The 12,094-nt window shown below is 71.3% G+C and carries 13 protein-coding genes; 5 read left to right on the top strand and 8 right to left on the bottom strand.

Features of this window, described 5'->3' with window-relative positions; translation table 11 throughout:
* The first annotated feature begins 242 nt into the window (after positions 1 to 242).
* Complete coding sequence (locus ACFQ6S_RS13885; protein WP_383407754.1) at positions 243 to 1,610, top strand: nucleobase:cation symporter-2 family protein; 1,368 nt, start codon at positions 243 to 245, stop codon at positions 1,608 to 1,610.
* 55 nt (positions 1,611 to 1,665) lie between these two features.
* Here ACFQ6S_RS13885 and ACFQ6S_RS13880 read toward each other — a convergent pair whose 3' ends face one another.
* A complete protein-coding gene (locus ACFQ6S_RS13880; protein WP_383407751.1) occupies positions 1,666 to 2,277 on the bottom strand; it encodes a 3'-5' exoribonuclease domain-containing protein in 612 nt (203 codons plus the stop codon).
* A 121-nt stretch (positions 2,278 to 2,398) separates the two neighbouring features.
* Between ACFQ6S_RS13880 and ACFQ6S_RS13875 the strand changes: the two genes are divergently transcribed.
* Positions 2,399 to 4,015 (top strand): serine/threonine-protein kinase, encoded by a 1,617-nt coding sequence (locus ACFQ6S_RS13875; RefSeq protein ID WP_383407749.1) that lies wholly within the window; start codon positions 2,399 to 2,401, stop codon positions 4,013 to 4,015.
* Positions 4,016 to 4,028: 13 nt separating this feature from the next.
* Here the strand turns inward: ACFQ6S_RS13875 and ACFQ6S_RS13870 are convergent, their stop codons facing one another.
* Positions 4,029 to 4,826, bottom strand: a complete 798-nt coding sequence (locus ACFQ6S_RS13870) for a helix-turn-helix domain-containing protein (RefSeq protein WP_383407746.1) — start codon at positions 4,824 to 4,826, stop codon at positions 4,029 to 4,031.
* A 96-nt stretch (positions 4,827 to 4,922) separates the two neighbouring features.
* On the opposite strand from ACFQ6S_RS13870, the gene ACFQ6S_RS13865 reads away from it, so the two are divergent.
* The gene (locus tag ACFQ6S_RS13865; protein WP_383407743.1) at positions 4,923 to 5,780 is read left to right on the top strand and encodes an NAD(P)H-binding protein; all 858 of its coding nucleotides are present in this window, start codon (positions 4,923 to 4,925) and stop codon (positions 5,778 to 5,780) included.
* Positions 5,781 to 5,848: 68 nt separating this feature from the next.
* Here ACFQ6S_RS13865 and ACFQ6S_RS13860 read toward each other — a convergent pair whose 3' ends face one another.
* The gene (locus ACFQ6S_RS13860) at positions 5,849 to 7,186 is read right to left on the bottom strand and encodes an MFS transporter (RefSeq protein WP_383407740.1); all 1,338 of its coding nucleotides are present in this window, start codon (positions 7,184 to 7,186) and stop codon (positions 5,849 to 5,851) included.
* Between the two features lie 188 nt (positions 7,187 to 7,374).
* On the opposite strand from ACFQ6S_RS13860, the gene ACFQ6S_RS13855 reads away from it, so the two are divergent.
* Positions 7,375 to 7,770: a winged helix-turn-helix transcriptional regulator gene (locus tag ACFQ6S_RS13855; protein ID WP_383407737.1), complete on the top strand. Its 396-nt coding sequence runs from the start codon at positions 7,375 to 7,377 to the stop codon at positions 7,768 to 7,770.
* Here ACFQ6S_RS13855 and ACFQ6S_RS13850 read toward each other — a convergent pair whose 3' ends face one another.
* The 5 genes from ACFQ6S_RS13850 to ACFQ6S_RS13830 all read right to left on the bottom strand — a co-directional run bounded on the left by ACFQ6S_RS13850 (position 7,771) and on the right by ACFQ6S_RS13830 (position 11,376).
* Entirely contained in the window at positions 7,771 to 8,193 is a 423-nt protein-coding gene (locus tag ACFQ6S_RS13850; protein ID WP_383407735.1) for an acyl-CoA thioesterase, read from the bottom strand. It abuts the gene before it with no gap.
* 51 nt (positions 8,194 to 8,244) lie between these two features.
* Complete coding sequence (locus ACFQ6S_RS13845) at positions 8,245 to 8,874, bottom strand: hypothetical protein (protein WP_383407732.1); 630 nt, start codon at positions 8,872 to 8,874, stop codon at positions 8,245 to 8,247.
* A gap of 128 nt (positions 8,875 to 9,002) precedes the next feature.
* The gene (locus ACFQ6S_RS13840) at positions 9,003 to 9,602 is read right to left on the bottom strand and encodes a histidine phosphatase family protein (RefSeq protein WP_383407729.1); all 600 of its coding nucleotides are present in this window, start codon (positions 9,600 to 9,602) and stop codon (positions 9,003 to 9,005) included.
* 3 nt (positions 9,603 to 9,605) lie between these two features.
* Positions 9,606 to 10,139, bottom strand: coding sequence for a hypothetical protein (locus tag ACFQ6S_RS13835; protein WP_383407726.1), 534 nt, complete (start codon positions 10,137 to 10,139; stop codon positions 9,606 to 9,608).
* A gap of 25 nt (positions 10,140 to 10,164) precedes the next feature.
* Positions 10,165 to 11,376 carry a pyridoxal phosphate-dependent aminotransferase gene (locus tag ACFQ6S_RS13830; RefSeq protein ID WP_383407723.1) on the bottom strand — a complete coding sequence of 404 codons (1,212 nt, stop codon included), beginning with the start codon at positions 11,374 to 11,376 and terminating at the stop codon, positions 10,165 to 10,167.
* A gap of 87 nt (positions 11,377 to 11,463) precedes the next feature.
* On the opposite strand from ACFQ6S_RS13830, the gene ACFQ6S_RS13825 reads away from it, so the two are divergent.
* Positions 11,464 to 12,090 carry a winged helix-turn-helix transcriptional regulator gene (locus ACFQ6S_RS13825; RefSeq protein ID WP_383407721.1) on the top strand — a complete coding sequence of 209 codons (627 nt, stop codon included), beginning with the start codon at positions 11,464 to 11,466 and terminating at the stop codon, positions 12,088 to 12,090.
* Positions 12,091 to 12,094 lie beyond the last annotated feature (4 nt).

Genomic DNA, 12,094 nt, shown 5'->3' with positions numbered 1-12,094 from the left:
CGTAGCACCGAATCCGTATCGCCAACTCCACTTGCCCGATACGGCACTTGATCTCCGGCCGGGAGGGACGGCTCCCGGTCGGCAGCCGTGGACCCGAGCGGGGTTCATGGCGGCCGTCTCCGGGGCGCGTGTTGGACGCACGTGCCCCGGACCGGTCCCGTCCCCCGGTCCCGCACGACCGCGCACCACCTCCCTGAAACCCACGTCAGAGCCGACGTGTCACCCGACCGGAGGAGCCGCCCGTGTCCGCCCACCCCGTCGACGAGAAACTTCCCGCCCTCAAGATGGCGACCACCGGTCTCCAGCACGTGGCCGCCATGTACGCCGGAGTCGTCGCCCCACCCCTGATCGTCGGTGCGGCCATCGGCCTGACCGCCACCGAACTGACCTTCCTCACCGGTGCCTGCCTCTTCACCGCGGGCATCGCGACCTTCCTCCAGACCCTGGGCATCTGGAAGATCGGCGCCCGGCTGCCCTTCGTCAACGGCGTCACCTTCGCCGGTGTCGCCCCCATGACGGCGATCGTCGCCGCCACCGACGACAAGTCCGACGCCCTGCCCGTCATCTTCGGAGCGGTGATCGTCGCCGGCCTCCTGGGCTTCCTCGCCGCGCCCTTCTTCAGCAAGGCGGTGCGCTTCTTCCCGCCGGTCGTCACCGGCACGGTGATCACGCTCATAGGTGTGTCCCTGCTGCCGGTCGCCTTCGGCTGGGCGCAGGGTCCCGATCCGGCCGCGGACGACTACGGCTCGACGACCTATCTGGGCCTGGCCGGCGCGACGCTGGCGATCGTGCTCCTCCTGCGGCGCTTCACCCGAGGTTTCGTCAAGCAGATCGCCGTGCTGCTCGGTCTGGTGATCGGCACACTGATCGCGATTCCCTTCGGCGTCACGGACTTCGGACCGGTCGCGGACGCGGACGTCGTCGGCTTCCCGACCCCGTTCCACTTCGGCGCCCCGCAGTTCCAGCTCGCCGCGATCATCTCGCTGTGCGTGGTGATGGTGGTGTCGATGACCGAGTCGACGGCCGACATGCTGGCGCTCGGCGAGATCGTCGAGCGCCCGGCCGACGAGAAGACCATCGCGGCCGGTCTGCGCGCCGACACCCTCGGCTCGGCGATCAGCCCGCTCTTCAACGGCTTCATGTGCAGCGCCTTCGCCCAGAACATCGGCCTGGTCGCGATGACGAAGATCCGCAGCCGGTACGTCGTGGCCGTGGGCGGCGGCTTCCTGGTGCTGATGGGCCTGTGCCCGATGGCCGCGTCGCTCATCGCGGTCGTACCGCGCCCGGTGCTGGGCGGTGCGGGCGTGGTCCTGTTCGGTTCCGTCGCGGCGAGCGGCATCCAGACCCTTGTCCGGGCCGGCCTGGAGAAGGACAACAACATCCTGATCGTCGCCGTCTCGCTGGCCGTCGGCATCATCCCGATCACGGCGCCGGAGTTCTACCACGCGTTCCCCGAGACGGTGCGGATCGTCCTCGACTCCGGCATCTCCACGGGCTGTGTGGCGGCGGTGGGGCTGAACCTGGTCTTCAACCACCTGGGCCGGCGGCCCGACGATCAGGACGTGACCCATCCGATGGAGGCCGGCGAGCACATCGCGGCCGCCCGCTGAACCCGGGGCGCGGCACCGGCGGGTGCCGCGCCCCGGCCCTCGCGCGCTTGGCGGCCTAGGAAGTTCCTGTGAGCCGGCCGGGCCACGCCATGAGATTCGCGAACAGCTCGGCCTGCTCGATCGCGTCGTCGAGCGCGTGGTGGGTGTGCCGCCTCCTCGAAAGCAGCTCGCGCGGCATCGTGCCCTTCGCCACCGCCCGCAACGGCAGCCGTGCCTTCGTCGCGTACAGCGTCTTCATGTCGAGACAGCCCGAGTGCCCGAAGGGACTCGAACCGGTGAAGCGGATCAGGTACCAGTACAGGAACGTCCAGTCGTACGACGCCGGGTAGCCGCACATCACCGGCTGGGCACCGGCGCTGGCGCTCACCTCACGCACCCAGTCACCGAACTCGGCGAGAGCGGCCGCCGGTTCGCCGCCCTCCCGCACGAGCCGATCACGGTCCAGCCCGCTCACGGCCAGAGCCTCCGGCACGAACTCCTCGCTGATCGGCCGCAGCTCCCGATAGAAGGTCCGCTCCTGCGGGTCGGCCGGCGTGAAACCGGCACCGTCCTGCACCCCGGCGACGGCCGCGCCGAAGCTCAGCATGGAGTAGGGGCCGGGGATGGGGCCGTCGGCTTCGATGTCGACGGAGATGTAGAGGCTGGGTTTGGTGCGTCGTGCGGCCATGGACCGCGAGCATCCCAGGCGGCAGGGCCTGCCGCACCTCATTTCCCGCCCGCATAGGCTTCTCCTCTTGATCGGCTCACGGGTCGATCGCACAGGCATGGGTCGAGGGGGGACAGGGGCGATGAGTGACGCGACCGAGGTGTTCCAGCCACTCCAGGTGGACGATCCGCCGATGGTGGCCGGCTACCGCCTCGCGGCGCGGCTCGGTGCGGGTGGCATGGGCCGGGTCTACCTGTCGCACACGCAGGGCGGCAGACCGGTGGCGATCAAGGTCGTACGGCCGGAGCTGGCCGACGACCAGGAGTTCCGGCGGCGGTTCCGCCGGGAGGTGGAGTCGGCCCGGCGGGTCCGGGGCGCGTACACCGCCGAGCTGATCGACGCCGACGCGGACGGCACGCCACCCTGGCTGGCCACGCTGTATGTGCCCGGGCCCTCCCTGACGGAGGCCGTGGCCCGGCGCGGGCCGCTGCCGGTGCCCGCGGTGCTGTGGCTGATGGCGGGCGTGGCCGAAGCGCTGGAGGCCATCCACGGCGCGGGCATCGTGCACCGGGATCTGAAGCCGTCGAACGTGCTGCTGGCCGCCGACGGGCCGCGGGTGATCGACTTCGGTATCTCGCTGGCCGCGGACGCCACTTCGCACACGGCCACGGGCTTCGCCGTCGGCACGCCCCACTTCATGGCCCCCGAGCAGGCGCTCGCCGGTGAGGTCACGGGCGCGACCGATGTCTTCGCACTCGGTCAGACGGCGGCGTTCGCCGCGCTGGGCAGACCGCTGTACGGGGAGGGCCCCGCGGCCACGGTGCTCTACCGGATCGTGCACGAGGCTCCCGATCTGTCCCCGCTGCCCGAGCGGCTCCGTCCGCTCATCGCCCGGTGCCTGGCCGCCGACGCGGCGGACCGGGTCACCCTGGCGGAGATCGTCGAGTGGTGCCGGCAGCGGCTGGACGGGGACGCCGAAGCGGGCGCGGGACCGGTCGTGTGGCGGGAGGTCATGGGGCCAGAGGTGACGGTTCCGTCGCCGGTGCGCACGCCCACCCGAGTGCTGCACTCGGCGCCCTTGGTCGTCTCGCGACCGCAGCCGACCGTGCCGGACGCGCGCCGTACGCGAAGACGGCGGCCCGCGCTGATCACGACCGCGGTCGTGACGGCGGCGGCACTCCTGTTGACGGGCCTGGTGTGGACGCTCCCGGACGCGCGGGACAGGTTCCGCGATTGGGTGGCTGGCGCACCGTCCACTCCCGGCCCGAAGGAGTCCGAAGGGTCGTCGGCGCCGCAATCGCCCTCGGCGACCGCGTCGACGCCGGGAGCCGGTGACGGGACATCGGATGGGTCGCAGACCTCCCCGACCGCGTCCTGGTCGCCGAGTGCCGTCCCCCATCCCCTCCAACGGCTGGACGCGAAGAGCTCGCTGAGCTTCGACGAGCCGGTGCAGCGTGAGGACCGCAAGGGGGACATCCGGTTCGACTGCAAGGATGTCGGCTGCGCGTTGGACAGCGACTCCAGCGTATTCGTTCAGCTGTTCGGCGCGTCGGGGGCCTCCCTCGACGAGTGCCGGCTCCTGCTCGCCAGTGCCGATCGGCACCGCTGGCCGCTCGCCGCAGCGGCGAACGGCAGCCAGATCTGCGTCAAGCACTCCTCCGGAGACATCGCGCTGCTGGTGATCCAGACGAAGTCGACCGCCCTGCCGGAACTCGCGTTCCTGCAACTGGACATGACGATCTGGCGCGCGGCTGCCTAGGAGCGCACGGGCGTCAGCGGCGGGCGGCGGCCTGGCAGGGCTGGGCGTCGGGAAGGCGGCCGCTGAAGTACGAGCGGGGCGGGACGCCCATCAGGGTGCGGAAGTCGGACGTCATATGGGACTGGTCGTAGTAGCCGGAGGCGACGGCGAGCTGCGCCCAGGGGACGTCGTCGGCCCGGGCCAGCACCGCGTGGACCCGGTCGATCCGGGCGTAGTGCTTCGGCGAGAGACCGACGCCCTCGGCGAAGAGGTTGCGCAACTGACGCTCACTGACGGCGAGTTCCCGTGCCACGTCGCGCACCTGTCCGGGGACGCGGCCGGTGCGCATCGACAGCGCGTCGGCACCGGCCTTCAGCAGGGCCGTGCGTGAGCGGTCCGCCGCTGCTGACAGCCGGTCCGGGAGTGTCTGGGCCAGATGGGGCACCACCTGCTCCGGCGTCATGTGCCCCAGCTCGCGGGCCAGTTGGCGCGCCGTCGTGGTGGGCAGCGCCTCCAGCGGCACCGCGGTGCCCACGAGATCGACCGCCGGGACGCCGAGCAGGGGGAGGGCGGTACCGGGCGCCAGCCGCATCTCGAGGCAGGAGGCGAACCGTTTGCCCCGGTGGTACGAGGCGCGAGCACGCGGGCCGACGACCAGGGTGCTCCGGCGGCCGCTCTCATCGACCCGGAAGACCATCTTGGTGGTGGTGTCAGGGAGTTGGGCGTACGGCCCCGCCGGGTCGGCGCCCACCGAAACGGACCCGATGCCCGCGACCCAGGGGCGCAGAGCCTCGGGTGTGGGCAGGATCTGTCGGTACAGGGTGTTCGTCACCCCTCCACCGTAGGCCGGGCACACGGCTCTCCGGGCCCATGAACCGTGCCGGATTTTCCAAGAACCCGGCACCGCCCGCCGCCCATGCTCATGGACATGATCCTTGTGACGGGTGCCACCGGCACCATAGGCAGTGAAGTGGTACGCCGGCTCACGGCGCGCGGCGAGAAGGTGCGTGCCCTGACCCGGGACCCGGCGGTGGCCCGGGTGCCCTCGGGCGTCGAGACCCTACCGGGGCATCACCGTGACCCGGTCTCGGTCCAGGAGGCGATGGCGGGTGCGCAAGCCGCTTTCCTGGTCGGAGTGTTCGGCCCGGACGACGCCGAGCACGATCGGGGCCTGGTCGAGGCGGCGCGGGCGGCCGGGGTACGGCGGATCGTGAAACTCTCCTCGATCGGCACCGGGGACCCCCGGCTCGCCGGGTTCGGCACCTGGCACCTGCCCGGCGAGGAGGCCACCAGGGCGAGCGGCCTGGAGTGGACCGTGCTGCGTCCCTCCTCCTTCGCCTCCAACACGCTTGCCTGGGCCGAGGCGGTCCGGGCGGGCACGGCGGCGCCCAACCTGATGAGCGACGGCAGACAGGGCGTGGTCGACCCGCGGGACGTGTCCGAGGTCGCCGTGAGCGCACTGCTCGACCCGCGCCACGCGGGGCACACCTACACGCTGACCGGACCCGAGGCCCTCAGTGCCAGTGACGAGGCCGCGGTACTCGCCGAGATCCTCGGCCGCCCGGTGGAAGTCCTCCAGCTGACCGCGGACCAGCGCCGCGAACAACTCCTGGGCATGGGCCTCGGTGCCGCCTACGCGGACAGCCTCATGGCGGGCGCCCGCTTCATAGAGGAGGGCGGCAACGCCGTCGTCACCGACGACGTACCGCGGGTACTGGGGCGACCGGCGCGGAGCTACCTGGAGTGGGTGCTGGACCACAAGGCGGCGTTCACCGGAATGAGCTGACCGGGCCGGGGAGGCGGCGGACACGGGCACGCTCCGCTGCCCGCCTCGGCCCGTGCCCGCCCGGCGATTCACCTCGCGGGCGCCCGCAGCACTGCCGCCGCCAGGCCCAGTGCCCCCACCGCGATCCCCGTCGCCACCCGGAATGCCAGCTGATAACCCTCGGCCGTCGCGGCGACCGCCGCCGCACCCTCGTCGAGCAATCCCTCCGTACGGCTCGCCGCCAGTACCGACAGCACCGCCAGACCCAGCGAACCGCCCACCACCTGCGTGGTGTTGAAGAGCCCGGACGCCAGCCCCGCGTCCTCCTCCCGTGCCCCCGACATCGCGAGCCCGGTCAGCGCGGGCATCGCGGCGGCGAAACCGGTGGAGAGCAGGAGCAGGGGCGGGAGTACGTCCGTGACGTACGACCCGTCGACGGGTGCCCGGCTCAGCAGTGCCATGCCGGCGACGATGAGCACCAGCCCCGCCAGCAGCACCCGGTACGCGCCGAACCGGCCGACGGTACGGGCCGACAGGCCCAGCATCAGCACCCCGATGGCGATCGGCGCCGGCAGGAAAGCCGTGCCGGTGAGCAGCTCGCCGTAGCCGAGGACGCGTTGCAGATAGAGCGCGCCGATGAACTGGAAGCCGTACATCGTCGCGATCATCAGGATCTGCACGGCGTTCGCACCGCTCAGCAGCCGGGAGCCGAACAGACGCAGCCGCAGCAGCGGACGCGCCGCCCGGGCCTGGCGGAGGGTGAAGGCGACGAACAGGGTCAGGGACAGGGCCGCCAGCAGCAGCGTGGCGGTGAGCTCGCGGTCGCCGGCGCCGACGATGACGTACACCGTGAGCATCAGAGCGCCGGTCACCAGCGCCGCGCCCGGGTAGTCGGCGCCCTTGCCGAGCCCCGCGCCGCGGTCCGGTGCCAGGACCCGTACGGCCGCGAGCCCGGAGACGATTCCGATCGGCAGGTTGATCAGGAAGATCCAGTGCCAGTTCAGGGCCTGGGTCAACGCCCCGCCGAGGAACGTGCCGAGCGCCCCGCCCGCCGCGCCGACCGCGCTGAACACCGCGATGGCGCGGGCCTGGTCGCGTGGTTCGGGGAACAGCGCGACCAGCATGCCGAGCACCACGGCCGAGGTCATCGCCCCGCCCACGCCCTGCAAGGCGCGCGCCGCGATCAGCATGGCCTGCCCGTTCGCCACCCCGCACAGCACGGAGGCCGCGGTGAACACGGCGAGGCCCGCCGTGAACATCCTTTTGCGGCCGATCAGATCGCCGAGCCTGCCCACCAGCAACAGCAGTCCGCCGAAGGGGATCAGATACGCGTTGACGACCCAGGCCAGGCCCGGCCCCGAGAAGCCGAGGTCGCTCTGGACGGCCGGCATCGCGACGGTGACGATGTTGCCGTCCAGGATGGTCATGAGCGTTCCCGCGCAGAGCACGACGAGGGACGCCCAGCGGGAGTACGTTCGCTGCGTTCGGCGCGGTGTCCGCGTCGGGGACTCGACGATGGCCATGGCGGCGCTGCCTCCGGATTCTCCATAGGTGCACGACTTGTAACGGGGTACATCGTGAGTGACCATGGAGAGCGGCGTAAGGAGGCAGTCCGATGTCCCAGAGGAACACCGGTGTTACCGTCCAGGCAGTGAACGCGGAGGCGTGCCCGGTCCGCGAGGTTCTTGACAGGGTCTCCGGCAAATGGAGCGTCCAGATCCTCGTCGCGGCGGCCCACGGACCCATCCGCTTCACCGAGTTGGAGCGCGGCATCGAGGGCATCAGCCGCCGGATGCTGACCCTGACGCTGCGCAATCTGGAGCGCGACGGCCTCGTCACGCGCACCGTCCATCCGACGGTGCCGCCGAAGGTGGAGTACGAACTCACCCCCGTGGCCCGGGAGTTGCACGAGACCCTGCGACGCCTGACCGACTGGGCCGAGCGCAACAGGGTCCACATCGCCGAGTCGCGTGCGGCCTACGACGCCGAGCACGACACGGAGCAGGAGTGATTACAGCCCGAACAGGCTCGGGTCCGTGGACAGTTCCTTGAAGTAGTCCTGCGGATTCGCCACCAGTTTGCGTTCCTTCAGGTCCAGCAGCCCGCCGACGCCCGTGAGCTCGGCCGCCACCGTGCCGTCGGCCTTGCTGATGGTCTGCCGAACCTTGAACGTCTTGCCGCCCGACCACTCGAAGGCGCACGTCACGTCGACCTCGTCACCGGCTGTCAGCTCGCGTTCGTAACGGATGGTCGTCTCCAGCGCGACGGGTCCCACCCCCTTGCCCATGAGGCCCGTCTGGCTGATGCCCGCGGCCTGGAGCAGCGACCAGCGGGCGTGCTCGGCGTAGTTGATGTACACGCTCTGGTTGACGTGCCCCTGCGTGTCCGTCTCATAGCCGCGGACGGTGACCGGGACGGAAAACGGCTCGCTCACTGCTTCCCCCTCTGACATTCGGTGGACTGTGCACTGATCTTGGCACGCGCCTCATGCCCGGCGTGGGGACGCCAGCAGATAGCGCGCTCTGGTACGAGGCTCGGTGTACTCGCCGACCTGCCAGCCCGCCTCTTCCAGTGTGGCCGCGCAGGCCCGCAGACGCGCGCCGTCGGGCTCGCGCACGGCGACCGCCTCCGGCTGCGGGGTGGCCCGCACCTGGTACCCCTCCTCGGAGTCCGGCCAGGCCGGAGGGTGTCCGGCGGCCTCCAGCGCGAGCGCGGCGGCCTGCACCAGATGCGTACGCTCCCACCCGCACGGCCGGTCCGTCGCCCCGTCCGGATTGGTCATCCGACGCAACTCCAACAGCCCCTGCCAGGCGCCGCGCACCTCACGCAGCCGCGCCGGGCCCGGCTTCGGGGCGTCCTGCTCACCGCCGATCCGCGCGGCGAAGACACCACCGGCCGCGGGAGCCTCGGCTTGCGCGGGTGCCGTCGGCTCGGCCTCCCGTATCCGATGCCCGGTCGGCGTCAGAAAGTGGTCGTGCGGCGGCCGTGGGTGCCGGAAGGCGAGCCCGCGTTTCACCAGCGCCGCGAGTTGTGCCTCCGTGCCCCGCAGCCGCCCGGTGACGGGATCGGCGCTGTCGATGACACGCCGCTGGGCCGCGGTCGGTGGTCTGGTCACGGCGTGCTCCTCCCCGGGCGCTCGGGCGCCGGCCCCGCCCTCGCGGCAGGACACGGGCACCCGAACTGGTGGCAGGGTGCCGGCCGCCCCGCCTCCCGGCGGGGCACCGGCACCATCTGCTGGGAAGGCTACGACCCGGGTCTGACATTCCAGCCGGCGATCACCGGCCGCCCGTGCTCCGTGCTCAGCCGGCACACCGCCCCCGTCGCCAGCTGGAACAAGGCCCCGTCCGCCGGCGGCAGCCCGAGCCGCCGGGCGGTGAGCACCCGCAGGAAGTGCCCGTGCGCCACGAGCACCACACAGCCCTCGTGGTTCGCGAACGCGGCGTCCACCTTGGCCAGGATCCGGTCGGCGCGCTCCCCGACCTGGTCCGGGCTCTCCCCGGGATGCTCGGGCGGCCCCGGCGCGACACCGTCCGTGAACAGGAACCACCCCGGCCGCTCGTGCTGGATCTCGATGGTCGCGATCCCCTCGTACCCGCCGTAGTCCCACTCCCGCAGATCGGTGTCGATCCGCACGTCGTGCAGCCCGATGAGCTCGGCGGTCTCCCGGGCCCGCTCCAGCGGGCTGACGAACGCGGCCCCGATCCGATGCGACCGGATCAACGGCACCAGCCGCCGCGCCTCCTCCCGCCCGCGCTCGGTCAGCGGAACGTCCGTCCATCCCGTGTGCCGTCCGGACCGTGACCACTCGGTCTCACCGTGCCGGACGAGGAAGAGATCAGCCATGAGTCACAGGCTAAGAGCCCAGCGCTCCAACTCCGTGAAGTCACGCTCACGCAGTCCCCTGCGCGCGTCGACCGGCAGCAGCAGCGCGGCGGCGTCGTGATGGGCCGCGACATGCCGTACGTCGAGGTCGGTGATCATGTCGTCGACCCAGACGAACGGCCGCCCCGCCGCCCACGCCAGCACGTGCCGGGTCTTCCAGTACAGCCCGTCGGGATCCCTCTCGAACGGCTCCGGCCACTCGATCACCGGCAGATCGGCGGGCAGTCCGATCACCGGCGCGATCATCTCGTTGGCCTGGTGCTGCCAGGTGGTGGCCCACGCCAGCTCGTAGGGCAGCGCCAGCAGCCGCGCCCCGTGCCCCGGATGCAGCCGCACCCGCAGACCCCGACGCAGCCGCCGGGATCCCGGCGGCTGCCGGGCCGACCAGCTCGCCGGATGCACCCGGCGCGTGACATAGCCGCGATGGCCGAGGTACAGGGCGCGGAACGGGTTGAGGGGGCCGTCCACGTCGAGGAGCAGGAGAGGGCGGGTGCTCATGCACGGGTCCTACCCGCGCAGACGGTCAGTCCTGCCGGTATCCGCTCAGGAACCGCCCGATCCGCCCGATGGCCGCCTCCAGGTCCTCGGCGTACGGCAGGGTCAGGATCCGGAAATGGTCGGGGGTCGGCCAGTTGAAGCCCGTGCCCTGGACCACCTGGATCTTCTCCCGCAACAGCAGGTCCAGGACGAACTTCTCGTCGTCGTGGATCTTGTGCACCTTGGGGTCGAGGCGCGGGAAGGCGTACAGCGCGCCCTTCGGCTTCACGCACGAGACGCCCGGGATCTCGTTGAGCTTCTCCCAGACCACGTCGCGCTGTTCGCGCAGGCGGCCACCGGGCTCGGTCAGCTCCCGGATCGACTGGCGGCCGCCGAGCGCGGCCTGGATGGCGTACTGGGCGGGCGCGTTGGCGCACAGCCGCATGGAGGCCAGCATCGTCAGGCCCTCCAGATAGTCCTTCGCGTGCTGCTTCGGACCGGTGACCACCAGCCAGCCGGAGCGGAAACCTGCCACCCGGTAGGTCTTCGACAGGCCGCAGAAGGTGAGGACCACCAGATCGGGGGCGAGGGCGGCGGCCGAGTGGTGCACGGCGTCGTCGTAGAGGATCTGGTCGTAGATCTCGTCGGCGAAGACCATCAGGCCGTGGCGGCGCGCGAGGTCGAGGATGCCCTCGACGATCTCCTTGGGGTAGACCGCGCCGGTGGGGTTGTTCGGGTTGATGATGACCAGGGCCTTGGTGCGGTCCGTGATCTTCGACGCCATGTCGTCCAGGTCGGGGTACCAGCCGGATTGCTCGTCGCAGAGATAGTGCACCGCCTTGCCGCCGGCGAGGGTCGTCACCGCGGTCCAGAGGGGGAAGTCCGGGGCCGGGATGAGGATCTCGTCGCCGTCCTCGATCAGCGCCTGTACGGCCATGGAGACCAGCTCGGACACACCGTTGCCGAGGAAGACGTCGTCGACGCCGACCTCCAGGCCGAGCGTCTGATAGCGCTGGGCGACGGCCCGGCGGGCGGAGAGGATGCCGCGCGAGTCGGTGTAGCCGTGTGCCTGGGGGAGCATCCGGATCATGTCCTGGAGGATCTCCTCCGGCGCCTCGAAGCCGAAGAGCGCGGGGTTGCCGGTGTTCAGGCGCAGCACGCTGTGGCCCGCCTTCTCCAGTGCGTCGGCGTGCTCGATCACCGGGCCGCGGATCTCGTAACAGACTTCGCTCAGCTTGTTCGACTGCCGGAACTCCATGCGCGCTCGCCCCTCCGGTTTCGTGTGTTGCTTGGTTTTACCAAGTTCGAGCTTGGAAAGTCCAACAACATGTCTAGACTGCGTCGCATGTCACCTCGCCGAAGCTACGACCAGTACTGTTCCGCCGCACGCGCACTCGATGTCGTCGGCGACCGCTGGACCCTGCTGATCGTCCGGGAACTGCTGGCCGGCCCGCGGCGCTACACAGACCTGCACGCCGATCTGCCGGGCGTCAGCACGGACGTACTCGCCTCTCGGCTGAAGGACATGGAGCGGGACGGCATCAGCACGCGGCGCAAGCTGCCGCCGCCCGGAGCGGCGTACGTGTACGAACTCACCGCACGCGGCCGCCAGTTGCTGCCCGTGCTGCAGGCGCTGGGGGAGTGGGGTCAGGCCGAGCTCGGCGCGCGGCGCCCCACCGACGCCGTGCGCGCGCACTGGTTCGCGCTGCCGCTGCTACGGGCGCTGGAAGGGGAGGGCGTCGTCGAAGTCCGGCTGGCGGAGGGGGAGTTCCACCTCCACGTCGGCGCCGAGGACGGGCCGGTCTACGGGGAAGGCACCGCGCCCGTGGAGCCCGACGCACGGCTGGTGCTGGACTCCGGGACGTGCGAGGCGCTGGCGCGGGGGGAGTTGAGTCTGGCGGACGCCGTACGGGACGGCCGGATCGAGGTGACCGGCGAGGGGACCTTGGCCAAGGCCCTGCTCGACCTCTGAGAAG

Source organism: Streptomyces sp. NPDC056479 (assembly GCF_042795335.1).
Classification (GTDB): Bacteria; Actinomycetota; Actinomycetes; order Streptomycetales; family Streptomycetaceae; genus Streptomyces.
The sequence above is the reverse complement of the archived record's forward strand: the minus strand, read 5'-3'. Positions and strand labels throughout refer to the sequence as shown.

Coding starts and splice junctions, on each gene's coding strand:
- ACFQ6S_RS13855 (WP_383407737.1), top strand. CDS start 7,375: ATGTCCCAGAGGAACACCGGTGTTACCGTCCAGGCAGTGAACGCGGAG.
- ACFQ6S_RS13840 (WP_383407729.1), bottom strand. CDS start 9,602: ATGGCTGATCTCTTCCTCGTCCGGCACGGTGAGACCGAGTGGTCACGG.
- ACFQ6S_RS13835 (WP_383407726.1), bottom strand. CDS start 10,139: ATGAGCACCCGCCCTCTCCTGCTCCTCGACGTGGACGGCCCCCTCAAC.
- ACFQ6S_RS13860 (WP_383407740.1), bottom strand. CDS start 7,186: ATGACCATCCTGGACGGCAACATCGTCACCGTCGCGATGCCGGCCGTC.
- ACFQ6S_RS13825 (WP_383407721.1), top strand. CDS start 11,464: ATGTCACCTCGCCGAAGCTACGACCAGTACTGTTCCGCCGCACGCGCA.
- ACFQ6S_RS13830 (WP_383407723.1), bottom strand. CDS start 11,376: ATGGAGTTCCGGCAGTCGAACAAGCTGAGCGAAGTCTGTTACGAGATC.
- ACFQ6S_RS13865 (WP_383407743.1), top strand. CDS start 4,923: ATGATCCTTGTGACGGGTGCCACCGGCACCATAGGCAGTGAAGTGGTA.
- ACFQ6S_RS13875 (WP_383407749.1), top strand. CDS start 2,399: ATGAGTGACGCGACCGAGGTGTTCCAGCCACTCCAGGTGGACGATCCG.
- ACFQ6S_RS13880 (WP_383407751.1), bottom strand. CDS start 2,277: ATGGCCGCACGACGCACCAAACCCAGCCTCTACATCTCCGTCGACATC.